Source organism: Epibacterium sp. ABZ3_068, assembly GCF_056159265.1.
Map to the genome: position 1 here is coordinate 2,919,602 of NZ_JBSWUV010000001.1, position 16,338 is coordinate 2,935,939.

Sequence of the window (16,338 nt, forward strand, 5' to 3'; positions counted from 1 at the left end):
AAAGGAAGGCGCGAAATGGCACAGGCCATGAAGATTGCGATTGTCGATGATGAAAAGGACATGCGCCAGTCGATCAGCCAATGGCTGGCCCTGTCCGGATATGACACAGAGACCTTTGCCAGTGCGGAAGATGCGCTGAAAGAGCTGGGGCCGGACTATCCGGGGATTGTCATCAGCGACATCAAGATGCCCGGCATGGACGGCATGCAGTTCCTGAAGAAGCTTATGGGTAATGATAGCGCGCTGCCGGTGATTATGATCACCGGTCACGGGGACGTGCCCATGGCGGTTGAGGCGATGCGCGTCGGCGCGTTTGATTTCCTGGAAAAACCCTTTAACCCGGACCGCATGTCGGAACTGGCCAAAAAAGCCAGCAACGCGCGTCGTCTGACGCTTGATAACCGGGTGCTGCGTCGGGAACTGTCCGATGGTGGGCAGATTATGAAAAAGCTCATTGGCTCCAGCCCGGTGATGGATCGTCTGCGGGAAGACATCCTGGATCTTGGACAAGCTGACGGGCATGTGCTGATCGACGGCGAAACCGGCACCGGCAAGACCTTGGTGGCCCACGCGCTGCACGCAGTTGGCAGCCGTGCAGGCAAGAAGTTTGTGCTGATCTCCTGCGCCGCCTTTGAAGAAGACGCGCTGGCCAAACGGTTGTTTGGCCCCATGCTGCCCGAAGACAGCATGCTGCCTGCCATGGAGGAAGCGCGCGGTGGCACATTGGTTCTGGAAGATATCGACGCGCTGAGCGAGGCCTTGCAGGCGAAGCTGCTGAATGTGATCAACGAACAGGGCATTCCCGGCGAAACCCGGATCGTGGGGATCTCCAACCTTCAGGAAGCGGGCAAAACCTGCGAAGACATCCTGCGTCCGGATCTGTTTTACCGTCTGGCGGCCTTGCGCATCACCGTGCCACCGCTGCGTCAGCGCGGAGAGGATATCCTGACGCTGTTTACTCGGCTCAGCGAACAATTCGCCGAAGAATACGGTTGTGAAACGCCGCAGGTCACCGCTCAGGAAGCCGCGCAGCTATTGCAGGCACCGTGGCCGGGCAATGTGCGTCAGCTGATCAATATCGCAGAGCGTGCGGTTCTTCAGGCGCGGCGGGGCTCGGGGACAATTGCCTCTTTGTTGATGTCGGATCACGAAGAAATGCAGCCGGTGATGACCACCGAAGGCAAGCCTCTCAAGGAATATGTCGAAGCGTTTGAGCGTATGTTGATCGACAATACCATGCGGCGGCATAAGGGCTCTATTGCCAGTGTTATGGAAGAACTGTGCCTGCCGCGCCGGACTTTGAACGAGAAAATGGCCAAATACGGGTTGCAGCGCGCCGACTATCTTGGCTGACGTTTTGCTTTCAAAAGTAGCAGGCATCTCCGCCCGGTGGGGATGCCTGAATTTGCAAAATATGCAAAATTCCAAGAAATCCCGGCGTTTAGGCGCGTTTGGTTAGCGATTTCTTTAAAGTTTCATGTAAAGCGTGTGTTTCACATGGTCCTGTGACGAATGCCCATTGTCATTACCTATCCACAGGTCTTATGTTGGTAAAACGGGGCTGAGCCTTTCGGTGGTTCCCCCGAAGATGAGATTCGCTGCTTCGGGCGTTTGTCCGGCCACAGCCGAGAACGACCAAGCAGAGTGATAGGCTTCACAGTTTGTGAAGCAGTAAAGCACCTGAACCAACCGTGTTGGGGCAGGCAATGAATGGCAGGGCCAGGATTGGAAACCTGTCGGAGAAGAAACGCGATGACGCGCGCGCGAGCGAAGAGCATAGAGGCAGAGACGCTGGGGACCGAAACGGCCCAGGCTGCGCTCTATTCTGCGCCGCAGACAATCGCCCAGACCAGACGCCCCCCCAACCAGTTGCACCCCGTTGATCACATACGGGACCGCGTTGCGCGCGGGCGGCGCACCAAGGAAACATGGCAAAGAAGATGCTTATCGATGCCACCCACGCGGAGGAAACCCGCGTTGTGGTGGTGGACGGAAACAAGGTTGAGGAATTCGACTTTGAATCTGAAAACAAACGCCAGCTTGCTGGCAACATTTACTTGGCAAAAGTAACACGGGTTGAACCCTCGCTTCAGGCGGCTTTTGTGGACTATGGCGGAAACCGCCATGGCTTTCTGGCATTCTCGGAGATCCACCCGGATTACTACCAAATCCCGGTAGCGGATCGCGAAGCGCTGATGGAAGAAGAGCGCGCCTATGCCGAGGCGCAGCGTCAGAAGGATGAAGAAGAGGACAGCAAGCCCTCTAAATCATCTCGTCGTCGTCGCAGCAGCAAGTCCAAGGCGCAGAAGACCACTTCGGCTGATGTGGTTGAAACCAAAGACGTCTCCGACGAACTGGCAGAGACCAAACCTGCCAAGGTCGAAATTTCGGGTGAAATCTCCGGCATGGAGACGATCGATCTGACCGACGACGCAGATGTGTCTGAGGTTGTCATTGCAGAGGTGCCGGAAGGCAGCTCTCCGATGGAGACCGTTGCCGAAACTCCGGTTGAAGAGCCTTCCGAAACGGAAGAAGAGATCCCGGCAGAAGCTGTTGAAGAGGCGGCTGTCAGCGACACAGCCGAAACCGATCCTAAAACGGATCTGGACCCGGTTGCGGACGCTGATGGCGACACTGTGGAAACGTCGGAAGTCGTTGAGGCTGAATCCTCCGAAAGCGCGCCGTCCGAACAGGCGGAAGAGGTTGTAACTGAAGACGCAACGGACGCATCGGCACCCGTTTCTGAAGCTGACTCCGATGCGGATGAAGGCGACCAGATTGAAGACGATCAGTCTGATGATGACGCGGCGGCGCAAGAAGAAACAATCGAATCTGTCGCCGAAGAGGATGACAGCGAAGAGATCCGTCCGGCCCGGAAACCACGCCCGCGTCGATACAAAATTCAGGAAGTGATCAAAGTCCGCCAGGTTCTGCTGGTGCAGGTTGTAAAAGAAGAGCGCGGCAACAAAGGTGCGGCTCTTACGACATATCTGTCTTTGGCTGGCCGTTATTGCGTGCTGATGCCCAACACCGCGCGTGGGGGTGGGATCTCGCGCAAAATCACCAATGCTGCCGACCGCAAGAAGCTGAAAGAAATTGCCACCGAAATGGACGTGCCAACCGGCGCGGGCCTGATCATCCGCACGGCGGGTGCGAAACGCACCAAAGCGGAGGTGAAGCGCGATTACGAATACCTGCAACGTCTGTGGGAGCAGATCCGCGAACTGACGCTGAAATCAATCGCGCCTGCAAAGATTTATGAAGAAGGCGATCTGATCAAGCGGTCGATCCGTGACCTTTACAATCGCGAGATTGACGAGGTTCTGGTCGAAGGCGAACGCGGCTACCGCATTGCCAAAGACTTCATGAAAATGATCATGCCGTCCCATGCAAAGAACGTGAAGAACTATCAGGAAACCCTGCCGTTGTTCGCGCGCTTCCAGGTGGAAAGCTATCTGGGCGGCATGTTTAACCCGGTCGTACAGCTAAAGTCCGGCGGGTATATCGTGATTGGTGTGACCGAAGCGCTGGTGGCCATCGACGTCAACTCTGGCCGCGCGACCAAGGAATCCTCGATTGAGGAAACCGCTCTCAAGACAAACCTGGAGGCCGCCGAAGAGGTGGCGCGCCAGCTGCGTCTGCGGGATCTGGCGGGTCTGATTGTCATCGACTTTATCGACATGGACGAGCGTAAGAACAACGCCGCCGTCGAGAAGCGGATTAAGGACAAGTTGAAGACCGATCGTGCGCGCATCCAGGTGGGCCGCATCTCGGGGTTCGGCCTGATGGAAATGTCCCGCCAGCGTCTGCGTCCCGGTATGATCGAGGCGACAACTCAGCCGTGCCCCCATTGCCATGGCACCGGCTTGATCCGCTCGGACGACAGTTTGTCGTTGTCGATCCTGCGTCAGATCGAGGAAGAAGGCACCCGTGGCCGTTCGCGTGAAGTCCTGGTGAAATGCCCTGTGGATGTCGCGAACTTCCTGATGAACAACAAACGCGAACATATCGCTCAGATCGAAGCGCGTTATGGTCTGTCCGTGCGCATCGAAGGGGATCCGCATCTGGTCAGCCCGGACTTCTCAATTGAAAAGTTCAAGACCGCGACCCGGTTTGTGCCTGCGGTTGATACGCCGGTTGTCTCTGTCGATACCAAGATCATGGATGAGGTTGACGCGGAAGAAGAGAGCGAGACCTCCGACGAAGAGAGCGCTGTCGCGACGGAAGAGGGTGAAGAGACCAAACCCAAACGCCGCCGCCGTCGCCGTCGGCGGAAGAAGTCGTCGTCTTATAGCCAAGATCAGGAAGATGACGACAACGAAAGCGATGCGAGCTCTTCTGACGATGACGATGCAGAGGCCACTGATAAGGCCGAGGCTGGGGAAACCTCCGAAGGCGAAGCCTCTGCAGATGCTCCTTCTGACGATGCGCCGAAGGAAGAAAAGAAGTCTTCCCGCAGCCGCAGCCGCTCTCGGAGCCGTAAGAAGAAGACCGGCGTTGCAGCGTCTGAGGCCGTCGTAAGCGGGACCACAGAAACCGAGGGATCCGAAACAGCTGCCACAACGGCAGAGGAGTCGACCCCGGCAGAAGATGCAACTGTTGAAGTCGAGGCGGTTGAAGCCCCGGCGGAACTGGCCGCCAAAGCAGATGTTGCAGAGGCAGAGCCTGCGGTTGAAACGCAAGCGGAGGAAACGGTTTCAGACGACGCAGTTACCGAAGCACCTGAGGTTGAGACGGCTGAGGACAGTGCTTCCGAAGACGGTGCTTCCGAAGACACGGCGCTCGTAGACACTGCCCCCGAAGACGCGCCAACCGACGAGGTCCGCGCCGAGGAGGGGACTGATGAAGCCCTAGCCGAACCTGCTGAGGCTAAAGAAGAACCCGCAGTCGAAGAGGCGCAGGTTGACGAAGCAGCGGAGGCGGAAAGCGAGGCCACGGTGGAAGAACCCACCCCGGCCGAGGAAGCCCCGGTTCTGGAAGCGGTTGGAGAGCCTGCGCAACCCGCAGCTCCGCCCAAGTCCAAGAAACGTGGCTGGTGGTCAAAGTAATAATGAAAAAGGCGAGCCAGAGCGGCTCGCCTTTTTATTTTACGTCAATGGGTTATCGAGATTTTCTGAGAGTGTAGATCTGATGGTCAGATGCCTCTTCCACGCCCAGAAATTCATGACCTGCTTCAGTGCAGAAATGGGGCACATCCACAATCGCGGCAGGGTCATCAGCCAGCAGTGTCAGAACCGCGCCGGCCTCCATTGATTTAAGCCGTTTGCGCGCTTTAAGCACGGGAAGCGGACACAGTAGCCCGATTGCATCCAAAGTGGTGTTTTCATCTGTCATGGGCAGCAGTTAATCAGGATGTTTCAGCCTGTCCACAAGGATGTGACGTCCTGTGCGGGTGACCTTTGGAAATGGGGAGGTTAAGTGTAGCGCATGTTTGGGATTGATATCATTGATGCAGGCCTCTTGCCTGCCATGCTGGTTGCGCTCTTTGGAGGGCTGATCAGCTTTTTGTCGCCATGTGTGCTGCCGATTGTGCCGCCCTATCTGGCTTATATGAGCGGCGTCTCGATCAATGAGATGCAAGGAACCTCGGCTGCGCGGCGCAAGGCGATCCTTGCGGCTCTGTTTTTTGTGCTGGGACTGTCGACGGTCTTTATTCTGCTTGGGTTCACAGCCTCGGCCTTCGGGGCCTTTGTGTTGCAGAACCAGCAGCTTTTTGCACAGATCTCGGGCGTTATCGTGATCATCTTTGGTCTGCATTTTCTGTCGGTGTTCCGTATTCCGCTTTTGGATCGTGAGGCGCGGATGGATGCGGGGCAATCTGGCGGCTCTGCCTTGGGGGCTTATGTTCTGGGGCTGGCTTTTGCCTTTGGCTGGACTCCGTGTATCGGTCCGCAGTTAGGTGCAATCCTGTCCTTGGCCGCATCCGAGGCATCGGTTGCGCGTGGTACGGTTCTGCTGGGCGTTTATGCGATGGGGCTGGGCGTGCCGTTCCTGCTGGCTGCGATCTTCCTCAACCGGTCTATGGTGCTGATGAACAAGCTGAAACGCCATATGGGCCTGATCGAGAAAGTGATGGGCGGGCTGCTGATCTTTGTGGGCTTTATGTTGGTGACAGGTCTTTTTGCAACCTTCAGCTGGTGGCTGTTGGAGACGTTCCCGGCCCTGGCCGAATTCGGATAGACCTAAAGACAATCGTAAAAGCGAAAGAGGCCCCTGCGTGGGGCCTTACTCTTGCCAGATTGGCGGATTAAGCTGGGTCGGATCGATCAGGCGACCAGTGAGCAAACAGTGACCGGGCAGACAGGTGCGGAGCATCCATCAAAAAGCGTGCGCAGGCGGCGGGTGTTTTACATCCCCGGTTATGATCCGATTCATCCGCGCCGGTATCGCGAGCTGTACCGAAAGGAAGGCGCGGCTCAGTCGGAGATTTCAGGCTACACACTGAACCTGTCACCCAGTCCCGCCGAAGGTGCCTTTGGCTGGCATGTATCGTCGGATATTGCGGGCGAACGGGTCGAAACCGATTTCGAGGTTATGGTCTGGTCTGATATCGTGCGTGACAGCATGGATGCCAGCATTGTGGGGACCTATCTGCAGCTGATCCGTACAGCTTGGGTCTATGTTGCGTCCGGGACGCTCAACAGATTGATGTTGCTGCGCAAAGGACCGGTTATTGCTGCCTTGTACCCGGTTCTGATGCTGTTGGTTCAGGCGCTTCTGGCGTTGGGGCTGGCGGTTCTGATCCATGCGGGCGTGGGTGCGATTTGGGGTCAGTTTGCTGCGCGCGGGCTGATCTCGCAGGCTGTTGGTATGATCCTTGGCGGTTTTGTCGGTGCACGTCTGTTGCAGTGGTTCAAACGCTTGGACAACAAGTTTTTTGCATATTACCTCATGCATGACTATGCTTATTCCGCCGCCTCATGCGGGGAAAATTCGCCTGAACTGGAGGCGCGGATCACAGCATTTCGGGACCGTATCCATGCGAGTTTACGCGACCCAAAGGTGGATGAGGTGTTGGTGGTCGGCCATTCGTCCGGGGCGCATGTCGGGGTCAGCGTTCTGGCTGATCTGCTGCGCAAGGGACTGTCCAGCACTGCGCCAACCTTGTCCTTTCTCTCATTGGGTCAGGTTGTGCCCATGGTGTCTTTTCTGCCCAAGGCGGCGCGTCTGCGTCGGGATTTGCAGTATCTGTCGCTCCAGGATCGGGTAACCTGGGTGGATGTGACCGCGCCGGGGGATGGCTGCGCTTTTGCTTTATGTGACCCTGTGGCGGTCAGCGGCGTGGCGACCCCGCAGAAGCGCTGGCCTTTGGTGGTGTCAGCTGCCTTTACACAAACGCTGAGCGCGGACCGCTGGGCCGAACTGCGCTGGCGCTTCTTTCGGCTGCATTTCCAATATCTTTGCGCCTTTGACCGGCCGGGGGATTATGATTACTTCCAGATCACGGCTGGCCCTCAGACCTTGGGCGCGCGCTACAGGGACCGCAAACCCTCGCCTGCGCGAATTGATGTGCAGGCCTCGAAATATACATCCATGGCCCTGGAATGACCGCCACGCCCCCTTTGCCGCCAAAACCCCCGTCCCGTGCGGATCGGGTGTCATTGTGGCGATATGCGCGCCTGTTTCGCCAGGATATCCTGTCCGCGCAGCCCGCGCGGCTGTATCGGGCGTGGATGGCAGAATTCCGAACGCCTTTCTTCCGGTCCTATTTGATGAACCAGCCGGATCTGGTAGATACAGTCCTGTGCAAGCGGCCTGACGACTTTCCCAAATCCGACCGAATTGCCGAAGGGCTGCGCCCTCTATTGGGGCAATCCGTCTTTGTCACCAATGGAGAACTGTGGAAGCGCCAGCGGCGGATCATTGATCCGGCCTTTGAAGGCGGTCGATTGAAAGAGACATTTGCAGCCATGTTCGCAGCCGGTGAAGCCGGGTTGCGACGGTTGCAGGGGCAGGGCGCAGAGGTCGAGATCGAGGAGGTCACGTCCCATCTGGCAGCGGATGTGATTTTTCGCACCCTGTTTTCCATCCCAATCGAACATGAAACCGCCACTGCTGTTTTCCACCGGTTTCGGGACTATCAACGCAGCCAGCCGATTTTGAATGTGGCGGCCTTTGTGCCCTTGCCCCGCTGGATGCCCCGCTTCTTCCGCCGCGGGACCAAGGCGAACGCGGCTGAGATCCGGCGGCTGATTGCCTCTCTGACCCATGCACGTCAGGCAGAGATTGCGGCAGGCACCGCGCCAGATGATCTGGCGAGCAAGATCATGACAACGCGCGATCCTGAAACCGGCGATCTCCTTGACGCGGATGAAATGGTCGATCAGGTCGCGATCTTTTTCCTGGCGGGGCATGAAACCAGCGCGTCGGCGCTCGCCTGGGCGCTCTATCTGATGGCGCTGTATCCAGAGTGGCAAGAGAAGCTGGCCGCAGAGGCGCAGGCGATCACAGGGCCGGATTTCTCAGTCGTTTCCAAGCTGCGCCTGTCCCGTGATGTCTTTCGCGAGACGCTGCGTCTCTACCCGCCGGTGCCGATGATGGTGCGGGAAAACAGCTGCCTGGAACGGTTTCGGGACCGCGATATCGCCACTGGGTCGCAGATCGTCCTCAGCCCCTGGCATCTGCATCGCCATGAGCGGCTGTGGGACAATCCGGACGGGTTTGACCCAACGCGATGGCAGACCGAAAACGGTAAGACATGTCAGCGCGAGGCCTATATTCCCTTTTCCGCAGGGGCGCGGGTCTGCACCGGGGCGGGGTTCGCCATGGTGGAGGGGGTCTTGCTCCTGTCAATGATCCTGCGGGATTTCAGGGTCGAGTATGCAGGCAGCACGCCGCCCGTTCCAGTGGCACATCTGACTGTGCGATCCAAGGATGGGATCAGGCTGCGTCTGACGCCGCGCGTGCCTGAAGATGGCGCAGCACATAAAGCCGGATAGCCGAGGCCAGCCCACATTCCGTGCCCCGTGTTTCGTCAATTTCTGCCGCAAGTTCATTCAGCGCACGCCCTTCATGGGCGGCAATCTGGCGAAAAGCCGTCCAGAATTCATCCTCAAGCGAGACAGAGGTGCGGTGCCCGCGCAGAGTAAGCGAATGTTTCTTGGGGCGTTGGTTCATTCGTCGTCGGTTTTGTGTCCATCCAGATCGCGGATGAATTTCTCCACCTTTGCGGTCTCCAGCGATTTTTCTGCTTTGTTGCGGCCGAATTTCACGGCGTTTTCATCAGCCTGCGCCTTTTTGCCGGCGCGGGCTTTTTCTTTGCGGAAGCGGTTCAGGTTCACAATCTCGGCCATGGCATAACCATAGCCGAGTGCTGCGGGAAATCCAGCCCTATGCCGCGCGCGGGCTGCGAGGACGCAGATACCAATACCAGATGCGATAGGATTCCAAGAGGATCAGCGGCGCAAAATGGATAATTGCAGCTTCGGGATGACGCCAATTGTGCAAAGCGGCCCAGTGGACCAGTGTCAACACAGCGGCCGGGTAGGTCCAGCGTTGCAGCTGTTTCCAGCGCGGCCCCATTGTGCGGACGAAATAATCCATGGAGGTCACCGCCAGCGGGATAAAGATTACAAAGCCAATCCAGCCGGTCCAGATATAAAGCCGCGGCAATTCTGTGATCACCCGCTCCAATGAGGATTTGTCGATCAGATAGAACACAGTGTGTGCAGCGGCATAAAAAAACGCAGCCACACCAAAATAGCGGCGGTTCTTTTTCAACCAGCGCGGGCCACGCCAGCCCTTGAAAATCAGCATCAGCGGGGTTGCCAGCATGGCAATGATCATGAACCGCGCGGCAAATTCACCGCTGGGGTGGACCAGAATGTGATAGATGCGGGGGCTTGTCGAGGTCGCCAGATCATAGGCCATGCCAAAGGCGGGCAGGGCGAGGATGACCCATAAAATATAGGGCGAAAACCGTTGCATAAGAGGCTCCGTTCAAAAGTCTTTGGCGTTCAACGGATCAGCTTGTGATTTCCGTCGCAATAAAAACAAAAACGCCCGGAACAATCCGGGCGTTTCGTCGGTCATGTGACATAGGATCAGGCTTTGGGCCCAATCATCTGTTCCGGGCGCACCACGGCGTCAAAGGTTTCGGCGTCCACAAAGCCAAGCGCGATGGCTTCTTCTTTGAGGGTGGTGCCGTTCTTATGCGCGGTCTTTGCAACGGTGGTCGCGTTGTCATAGCCGATGGTCGGCGCCAGAGCGGTCACCAGCATCAGCGATTCTTTCATCAGCTTGTCGATGCGCGGCTCGTTTGCCTTGATGCCGTTCAGCATACGTTCGGTAAAGCTGTCAGCCACATCGCCCAGCAGCTGCATGGACTGCAGCAGGTTATAGGACATCATCGGGTTGTAGACGTTGAGTTCAAAGTGACCTTGGCTGCCTGCGAATTTCATTGCTGCGTCATTCCCCATGACGTGGGCTGCAACCTGGGTCATGGCTTCGGCCTGTGTCGGGTTCACCTTGCCCGGCATGATCGAAGAGCCCGGCTCGTTTTCCGGCAGGATCAACTCGCCCAGACCGGAACGCGGGCCAGAACCCAGGAAGCGGATGTCATTGGCGATTTTGTACATGGCACCGGCAACGGTTGCTAATGCGCCGGACATAAAGACCATGGCGTCATGGGCGGCCAGCGCTTCGAATTTGTTCGGCGCGGTGACAAAGGGCAGGCCGGTGATTTCAGCCATATTCGCCGCGACGGTTTCACCCCAACCGGGGGCGGTGTTCAGACCGGTCCCCACGGCGGTGCCGCCTTGTGCCAGTTCATAAATGCCGGGCAGGGCGGCTTCCACACGGGCGATGCCCTGACGGATCTGGTGGGCATAGCCGCCAAATTCCTGACCCAGTGTCAGCGGAGTTGCGTCCTGGGTGTGGGTGCGGCCGATCTTGATGATGTCTTTGAATTCTTCCGACTTGGCTTCCAGACCTTCTGCCAGTTTGGTGAGGCCGGGCAGCAGAACATCGCGCACGGTCATCGCGGCGGCGATGTGCATGGCTGTCGGGAAGGTATCGTTTGAGGACTGACCCATGTTGCAGTGGTCATTCGGGTGAACCGGATCTTTGGAGCCGATCACGCCGCCGAGGATTTCAATCGCGCGGTTGGCGATCACCTCGTTGGAGTTCATGTTGGACTGGGTGCCGGACCCGGTCTGCCAGACAACCAGCGGGAAGTTGTCGTCAAACTTGCCTTCAAACACCTCACCGGCGGCCTGGATCACAGCATCTGCGATCTTGGCATCCATCTTGCCGCTGGCCTTGTTCGCCATGGCACAGGCTTTTTTGATCACACCCAGCGCGCGCACGATGGCAACGGGCTGTTTTTCCCAGCCAATGGGGAAGTTCATGATCGAGCGCTGCGTCTGCGCGCCCCAATATTTATCTGAAGGAACTTCAAGCGGACCAAAGCTGTCTGTTTCGGTGCGGGTCTCGGACATGGTGTCTCTCTCTCCGTCTGGTAAACCGTCCCAGTGGCTTTAGCGCAAGGGGGGGGACGGTTCAATTGGCAAGGCGCGCATTGAGCCCATGCTAACGCTCACAAAATGCCGGAAACCTTTTCAAAGGAGGTTTGGCGGCATACATAACCCCCATCGGCACTGCGTTTACTGCGCGGCGATTCCAAGCTGGTTGATGGGCGGACATTCAAAATGAGACTCACCATGCAAAAGGCTGCTACACACGTTCAGGTTACAGCCAAAGGCTTTGCTGCCCTGGCCGCTATACTTCTTGTCGTATTTTCGCTTGTAATCACCTTTTTACCCGGCTCTGCAACCGCGCAGAAATACGGCGCCAAAGCCAACCCGGCGCTGGAGCGGTTTGTGGGCGTCTATGCGGGCTCAGCCGAGGTGACGCGGCCTGACGGCAAGGTGGAAACCCGCGATATGCATGTCGAAATCCGTGCCGCGGCGTCGGGGTTCTGGGTCAAATGGACGACCAAACGGTTCAAAGCCTCCGGCAAGGTCTCTGCCAAAAGCTATGATATCCTGTTCGAACCTGGAGAGCGCGGAGAACTGTTTTCGGCTGCAATGCGCCAGAATGTTTTTGGCCATGCCGTGCCGCTGGATCCGTTGAAAGGCGAACCCTATGTCTGGGCCCGCCTTGAGGGGGACACGCTGACGATTTTCTCTTTGTTTATTGATGCAAACGGGGACTACGAAGTCCAGCAATATGACCGGACCTTGGTCGAGGGCGGCATGAACTTGCATTTTTCAGCCCATCGCAACGGCTTCCCGCGGCTGGAAACAACGAGCTTTCTGGAACGCCAGCCCTGAACCTGCGCCGCTCTGAAGGTACATTGACGGGGCGACACACAGCGCGAACCAACAAACAAAAAGGGGCGCGTCTGACGCACCCCGCTTGGAATTCGGTTCCCGGTCAGGTCATTTGCGGAAACTGTCGAGAGAGACAACCTCAGCATCTTTGTTGGGGGCCTCCTCTGTCTCTTCTTCCCCTTCGCTGACCTCTTCTGTGACCTCATACACGGTTGGGGCATCATCGTCCTCATCCGTCTCCGGGCTTTCAAACCGCAGCCCAAATTCAACAGATGGGTCGACAAAGGTCCGGATTGCGTCAAACGGGATATAAAGAGGTTCCGGATTGTCGCCAAAGTTCAGGGTGATCGAAAAACCGGCGTCATCAATTACCAGGTTTTCAAACCAATGCTGCACCACAACAGTCATTTCACCGGGGTAGCGGTCGCAGAGCCACTGGGCGATCAACACATCGGGATGGTTGGTGTCAAACGTTATGAAAAAGTGGTGGTTCCCAGGCAGGCCACGCTCGGCCACGTCCTCCAACACGGTCTTGATCAGGCTGCGCATGGCGGCATGCATCAGATTTCCATAATCGATTTCGCCGGTCATAGAGTATTCCCTTAGCTCTTTTTTCCAATCATAGCGGAAATTTGCGGAAACTAAAGAGATTGCGGAAACACGGGGGATTTTTTTCCGCGGGGCGGTTTATTGCAGAAACGGAAGCCTTTGTAAGAGGATGGCCAAGGTTGCCATGGCCAACAGAAGGGTAAACAAGTTGCCTTTGACAATCTTCAAGGCGAGTGGGGCGGCAAGGACAAGAAGAAGCGAGACAACGTTCAAGCTTGACCACACAGGCAGGCTGAAATGGAGCAAGCCGGTTGTGATGCGCTCCACCTGGTCGAACAGGATGGATATGGCGAACCACAGAGATAGGTTCAGGATCACGCCTACAACCGTGGCTGTGATTGCCTTCAGCGCAGCATTGAGCCGAGGCACCTGGGTCAGTCGTTCCACAAAGGGCGCTGCGGCAAAAATCCAAAGGAAACAGGGTATAAAAGTCGCCCACAGTGCAATTGCGCCGGCCGCCAGAGCCAGTGTTGCGCCGCCAGCATTCTGACCTGTCAGCATGGCGACAAACTGTGTCACAAGGATAAGAGGGCCGGGAGTGGTTTCCGCAAGGCCAAGCGCGTCAACCATCTGGCCCGAGGTGATCCAGCCCTGCTCTTGTACAACGGTCTGTGTCATATAGGATAAAACGGCATAGGCCCCGCCAAAGGTCACAACGGCCAGCTTGGCAAAGAACCACCCGATCTCTGCCAGAAGCGGAGCCCCCCAAACAGAAAGCGCCAGCAGCGGCAGCAGCCACAAGGCCGACCAGAGCGCCACCTGGCGCATATGTGTGCCTGGCGAAACAGGCTCTACATGTGAACCTGTCTTTTCGGTGGACTGCCCCGTAATCGTAAAGAACTGCGGTAAGGCGCAGCCGATCACTCCGGAGGTCAGGATGACAAGCGGAAACGGAAGGTTCAAAAAGAAGAGCGCAACAAACCCAAAAAGCGAAAGCAGCCCATCCAGAGGGCGGTGCAGCGCCTTTTGGCTAAGACCCCAAAGAGCCTTGAACACGATGGTGATGACCGCAGCCTTGATGCCGAGGAACCCCGCAGCCACAAGGGGATGAGCCCCAAGGCTGACATACAGCCACACCAATGCTGCGATGACACAGGCGCCGGGAAGTACAAAAAGGGCTCCGGCCAGGATCCCTCCCAAGGTGCCCCGCAAACGCCATCCCGCATAGGTCGCAAGCTGCATCGCCTCGGGGCCTGGTAACATCATGCAAAAGCTGAGGCCGCGCAGGAACTGATCTTCACTCAGCCAGCGGCGTTTCTCCACCAGCTCCTGATGCATCAATGCAATCTGCGCAGCCGGCCCACCAAATGACAAAACGCCAATCCGGCCAAAGGCGCGGAACAGTTCACTAAAAGTAGCCATCGCCAAACCTGTATCCCCTTGGTCGCACGGCCTTTTGGGGCGCGTGACGCTTTGCTGTGATGGAAGGAGGGATGCGCGGTTTTGGGGGCGCGGTTCAAGTGAAAGTTTTTCTTGGGCCCCCATAGAAGACTTTCTGTAGGTGCCTGCCCGGTTGTGTTTGCTTTGTCCGGAGCATTCAAACGGGCACACGGTCATACGGGCAGGCTAACCGCTCCGGCAGATGCGTCCCGTCACGTCCCATTCCGTCCGGGATAAGCACGGGGCTGTCGCCGGATGTAGACGACCTTTTTATCTTCTCTTTGTGCGAGGAAAATGCAGAGTGTTAAGAAGGTGTGGGGAGGGGAAGTGCAGGTTTCTGTTGCCAGGTACCTGCGAACCCCGCCTTACGCGGCTAGGCGTAAGGGCTTAATTTCGGTTTTCCGAACTGCTTACGCAGCCAGGGCTACCGGAGCACGATTGTCATTTGCAATTGTACAAGTTTCGCCGATAACGGTGGCAGACAGCCGAAACAAAGCTAACCCCTTTAGACGTCCGTCGATCCTGTTTCGACCCCATGATCCCCAAATGAAGGATGTTTGGTGGAGTCGCCGGGTACCGCCCCCGGGTCCGATCCGTTTATTACGAGCGCGTTTATGTCCATAGTTCCCGAAGGAACGCTCTGAATATAGGTGCAGATGCGTCAGAGTTAAAGGGCAAAATACTGAAAACAGTAGTCTCTTCATGAGCCGATTATAGGTCGGCACCAGGCACGGCCTCTTGGGCGCTTTAATAGGGGGCTGCGGCTTCAAACCTCTTGCGAAGTTCTTACCTTTGGGGAAGTTTGGGCCGGAACAGGACAGGAGACGCCGGATATGACCGAATTGGATGTCGAATACGTCAGATCGCAGTTCCCCGCGTTTGCAGAACCAAGCCTGAAGGGGCAGGCGTTCTTTGAAAATGCTGGCGGGTCATACACCTGTGCGCCAGTGATCAATCGGCTGACGCGGTTTTACCAAGAGCGCAAAGTGCAACCTTATGGTCCCTATGCGGCCTCGCGCCTGGCTGGACAAGAAATGGATGAAGCCCGCGCGCGTCTGGCAGCCTGGATGGGCGTTCAGTCGGACGAGCTGAGCTTTGGCCCGTCAACCACACAGAACACCTATGTTCTGGCGCAGGCGTTTCGCAGGTTCATGTCTCCGGGAGAGGCAATTGTGGTCACCAATCAGGACCATGAGGCCAACACCGGACCCTGGCGGCGGTTGGCCGAAGAAGGAATTGAGATCCGCGAATGGAAGATGAACCCGGAAACGGGCGTATTGGAGCTGGAGGCCCTTGAAACCCTGCTGGACGAAAACGTTCGTCTGGTGTGTTTCCCGCATTGTTCCAATGTTGTTGGCCAGATTAACCCGGTTTCGGACATCACTGCGATTGCCCATGCCGCAGGTGCCTTTGTCTGTGTGGATGGTGTGTCCTATGCACCGCATGGTTTGCCGAATGTAGAAGACCTTGGGCCGGATATCTATTTGTTTTCAGCCTACAAGACCTATGGGCCCCATCAGGGGGTTATGGTTGTCCGCCACGCGCTTGCGGATTTGCTGCCGAACCAGGGGCATTATTTCAACGCCGAAACACGTTACAAGCGGTTCACCCCGGCAGGTCCGGATCACGCTCAGGTCGCGGCATCAGCCGGGATGGTGGATTACTTCGAAGATCTGGCTGCTCATCACGGTGGGCAAGGGCTGGCAGTGCAAGGCAAGGCCACGTTTGTTCATGATCTGATGCGCGCCCATGAGATCGAGCTGATGCAGCCGTTGCTGCGTTTCCTTCAGGCTAAAAATAACGTCCGCCTGTTGGGACCGACGGATGCTGCGAACCGTGCGCCGACCTTGGGGCTGGCTTTGCAGGCTTCTCCGGCAGAGGTCGCATCGCAGCTTGCGGACCGTGGAATAATGGCAGGCGCCGGAGATTTTTATGCGGTGCGCGCATTAAATGCGCTGGGGATTGATCCAGCAACCGGAGTGCTGCGTATCAGCTTTGTTCATTACACGTCCCCACAGGAGATCGACAATCTCCTCAATGCGTTGGAGGATGTTCTTTAAGGCAAAAGGGGAGCCGC

14 protein-coding genes and 1 other RNA gene are annotated in these 16,338 nt (G+C 57.1%); 7 read left to right on the forward strand and 8 right to left on the reverse strand.

Annotated features, from left to right (window positions below):
• The first annotated feature begins 15 nt into the window (after window positions 1–15).
• Entirely contained in the window at window positions 16–1,353 is a 1,338-nt protein-coding gene (locus tag ACXAEW_RS13985) for a sigma-54-dependent transcriptional regulator (RefSeq protein ID WP_474941900.1), read from the forward strand.
• Between the two features lie 575 nt (window positions 1,354–1,928).
• Entirely contained in the window at window positions 1,929–5,048 is a 3,120-nt protein-coding gene (locus ACXAEW_RS13990; protein ID WP_474941901.1) for an Rne/Rng family ribonuclease, read from the forward strand.
• Window positions 5,049–5,100: 52 nt separating this feature from the next.
• On the opposite strand, the gene ACXAEW_RS13995 is transcribed toward ACXAEW_RS13990, so the two are convergent.
• Window positions 5,101–5,334: a sulfurtransferase TusA family protein gene (locus tag ACXAEW_RS13995; RefSeq protein ID WP_474941902.1), complete on the reverse strand. Its 234-nt coding sequence runs from the start codon at window positions 5,332–5,334 to the stop codon at window positions 5,101–5,103.
• A 93-nt stretch (window positions 5,335–5,427) separates the two neighbouring features.
• Here ACXAEW_RS13995 and ACXAEW_RS14000 point away from each other — a divergent pair, with 93 nt between their 5' ends.
• The 3 genes from ACXAEW_RS14000 to ACXAEW_RS14010 all read left to right on the forward strand — a co-directional run bounded on the left by ACXAEW_RS14000 (window position 5,428) and on the right by ACXAEW_RS14010 (window position 8,939).
• Window positions 5,428–6,180, forward strand: a complete 753-nt coding sequence (locus ACXAEW_RS14000; RefSeq protein WP_474941903.1) for a cytochrome c biogenesis CcdA family protein — start codon at window positions 5,428–5,430, stop codon at window positions 6,178–6,180.
• 108 nt (window positions 6,181–6,288) lie between these two features.
• Complete coding sequence (locus ACXAEW_RS14005) at window positions 6,289–7,548, forward strand: hypothetical protein (protein ID WP_474941904.1); 1,260 nt, start codon at window positions 6,289–6,291, stop codon at window positions 7,546–7,548.
• Window positions 7,545–8,939, forward strand: a complete 1,395-nt coding sequence (locus ACXAEW_RS14010; protein ID WP_474941905.1) for a cytochrome P450 — start codon at window positions 7,545–7,547, stop codon at window positions 8,937–8,939. Before ACXAEW_RS14005 ends, ACXAEW_RS14010 begins: the two co-directional genes overlap by 4 nt.
• On the opposite strand, the gene ACXAEW_RS14015 is transcribed toward ACXAEW_RS14010, so the two are convergent.
• The 4 genes from ACXAEW_RS14015 to fumC all read right to left on the reverse strand — a co-directional run bounded on the left by ACXAEW_RS14015 (window position 8,881) and on the right by fumC (window position 11,438).
• Window positions 8,881–9,117 carry a ribbon-helix-helix domain-containing protein gene (locus tag ACXAEW_RS14015; protein ID WP_474941906.1) on the reverse strand — a complete coding sequence of 79 codons (237 nt, stop codon included), beginning with the start codon at window positions 9,115–9,117 and terminating at the stop codon, window positions 8,881–8,883. The two genes, ACXAEW_RS14010 and ACXAEW_RS14015, sit on opposite strands and share 59 nt — an antisense overlap.
• Window positions 9,114–9,293 (reverse strand): DUF4169 family protein, encoded by a 180-nt coding sequence (locus ACXAEW_RS14020; protein WP_474941907.1) that lies wholly within the window; start codon window positions 9,291–9,293, stop codon window positions 9,114–9,116. The genes ACXAEW_RS14015 and ACXAEW_RS14020 overlap by 4 nt, the downstream gene beginning before the upstream one ends.
• Window positions 9,294–9,330: 37 nt before the next feature.
• A complete protein-coding gene (locus ACXAEW_RS14025) occupies window positions 9,331–9,927 on the reverse strand; it encodes a protein-methionine-sulfoxide reductase heme-binding subunit MsrQ (protein WP_474941908.1) in 597 nt (198 codons plus the stop codon).
• Window positions 9,928–10,043: 116 nt separating this feature from the next.
• Complete coding sequence (fumC, locus tag ACXAEW_RS14030) at window positions 10,044–11,438, reverse strand: class II fumarate hydratase (protein ID WP_474941909.1); 1,395 nt, start codon at window positions 11,436–11,438, stop codon at window positions 10,044–10,046.
• Window positions 11,439–11,660: 222 nt separating this feature from the next.
• Between fumC and ACXAEW_RS14035 the strand changes: the two genes are divergently transcribed.
• Window positions 11,661–12,272: a hypothetical protein gene (locus ACXAEW_RS14035; protein WP_474941910.1), complete on the forward strand. Its 612-nt coding sequence runs from the start codon at window positions 11,661–11,663 to the stop codon at window positions 12,270–12,272.
• Between the two features lie 108 nt (window positions 12,273–12,380).
• On the opposite strand, the gene ACXAEW_RS14040 is transcribed toward ACXAEW_RS14035, so the two are convergent.
• The 3 genes from ACXAEW_RS14040 to ssrA all read right to left on the reverse strand — a co-directional run bounded on the left by ACXAEW_RS14040 (window position 12,381) and on the right by ssrA (window position 14,937).
• Window positions 12,381–12,863, reverse strand: coding sequence for an SspB family protein (locus ACXAEW_RS14040; protein ID WP_474941911.1), 483 nt, complete (start codon window positions 12,861–12,863; stop codon window positions 12,381–12,383).
• Between the two features lie 96 nt (window positions 12,864–12,959).
• Entirely contained in the window at window positions 12,960–14,243 is a 1,284-nt protein-coding gene (gene chrA / locus ACXAEW_RS14045) for a chromate efflux transporter (RefSeq protein ID WP_474941912.1), read from the reverse strand.
• A gap of 344 nt (window positions 14,244–14,587) precedes the next feature.
• Window positions 14,588–14,937: a transfer-messenger RNA gene (gene ssrA / locus ACXAEW_RS14050) on the reverse strand.
• A gap of 157 nt (window positions 14,938–15,094) precedes the next feature.
• Between ssrA and ACXAEW_RS14055 the strand changes: the two genes are divergently transcribed.
• Window positions 15,095–16,321, forward strand: a complete 1,227-nt coding sequence (locus ACXAEW_RS14055; protein WP_474941913.1) for an aminotransferase class V-fold PLP-dependent enzyme — start codon at window positions 15,095–15,097, stop codon at window positions 16,319–16,321.
• Window positions 16,322–16,338: the final 17 nt, after the last annotated feature.

What these genes read in the sequence shown, in the direction of transcription:
- ACXAEW_RS13985 (WP_474941900.1), top strand. Translation starts at nt 16, where the DNA reads ATGGCACAGGCCATGAAGATTGCGATTGTCGATGATGAAAAGGACATG.
- ACXAEW_RS13990 (WP_474941901.1), top strand. Translation starts at nt 1,929, where the DNA reads ATGGCAAAGAAGATGCTTATCGATGCCACCCACGCGGAGGAAACCCGC.
- ACXAEW_RS13995 (WP_474941902.1), bottom strand. Translation starts at nt 5,334, where the DNA reads ATGACAGATGAAAACACCACTTTGGATGCAATCGGGCTACTGTGTCCG.
- ACXAEW_RS14000 (WP_474941903.1), top strand. Translation starts at nt 5,428, where the DNA reads ATGTTTGGGATTGATATCATTGATGCAGGCCTCTTGCCTGCCATGCTG.
- ACXAEW_RS14010 (WP_474941905.1), top strand. Translation starts at nt 7,545, where the DNA reads ATGACCGCCACGCCCCCTTTGCCGCCAAAACCCCCGTCCCGTGCGGAT.
- ACXAEW_RS14015 (WP_474941906.1), bottom strand. Translation starts at nt 9,117, where the DNA reads ATGAACCAACGCCCCAAGAAACATTCGCTTACTCTGCGCGGGCACCGC.
- ACXAEW_RS14020 (WP_474941907.1), bottom strand. Translation starts at nt 9,293, where the DNA reads ATGGCCGAGATTGTGAACCTGAACCGCTTCCGCAAAGAAAAAGCCCGC.
- ACXAEW_RS14025 (WP_474941908.1), bottom strand. Translation starts at nt 9,927, where the DNA reads ATGCAACGGTTTTCGCCCTATATTTTATGGGTCATCCTCGCCCTGCCC.
- fumC (WP_474941909.1), bottom strand. Translation starts at nt 11,438, where the DNA reads ATGTCCGAGACCCGCACCGAAACAGACAGCTTTGGTCCGCTTGAAGTT.
- ACXAEW_RS14035 (WP_474941910.1), top strand. Translation starts at nt 11,661, where the DNA reads ATGCAAAAGGCTGCTACACACGTTCAGGTTACAGCCAAAGGCTTTGCT.
- ACXAEW_RS14040 (WP_474941911.1), bottom strand. Translation starts at nt 12,863, where the DNA reads ATGACCGGCGAAATCGATTATGGAAATCTGATGCATGCCGCCATGCGC.
- chrA (WP_474941912.1), bottom strand. Translation starts at nt 14,243, where the DNA reads ATGGCTACTTTTAGTGAACTGTTCCGCGCCTTTGGCCGGATTGGCGTT.
- ACXAEW_RS14055 (WP_474941913.1), top strand. Translation starts at nt 15,095, where the DNA reads ATGACCGAATTGGATGTCGAATACGTCAGATCGCAGTTCCCCGCGTTT.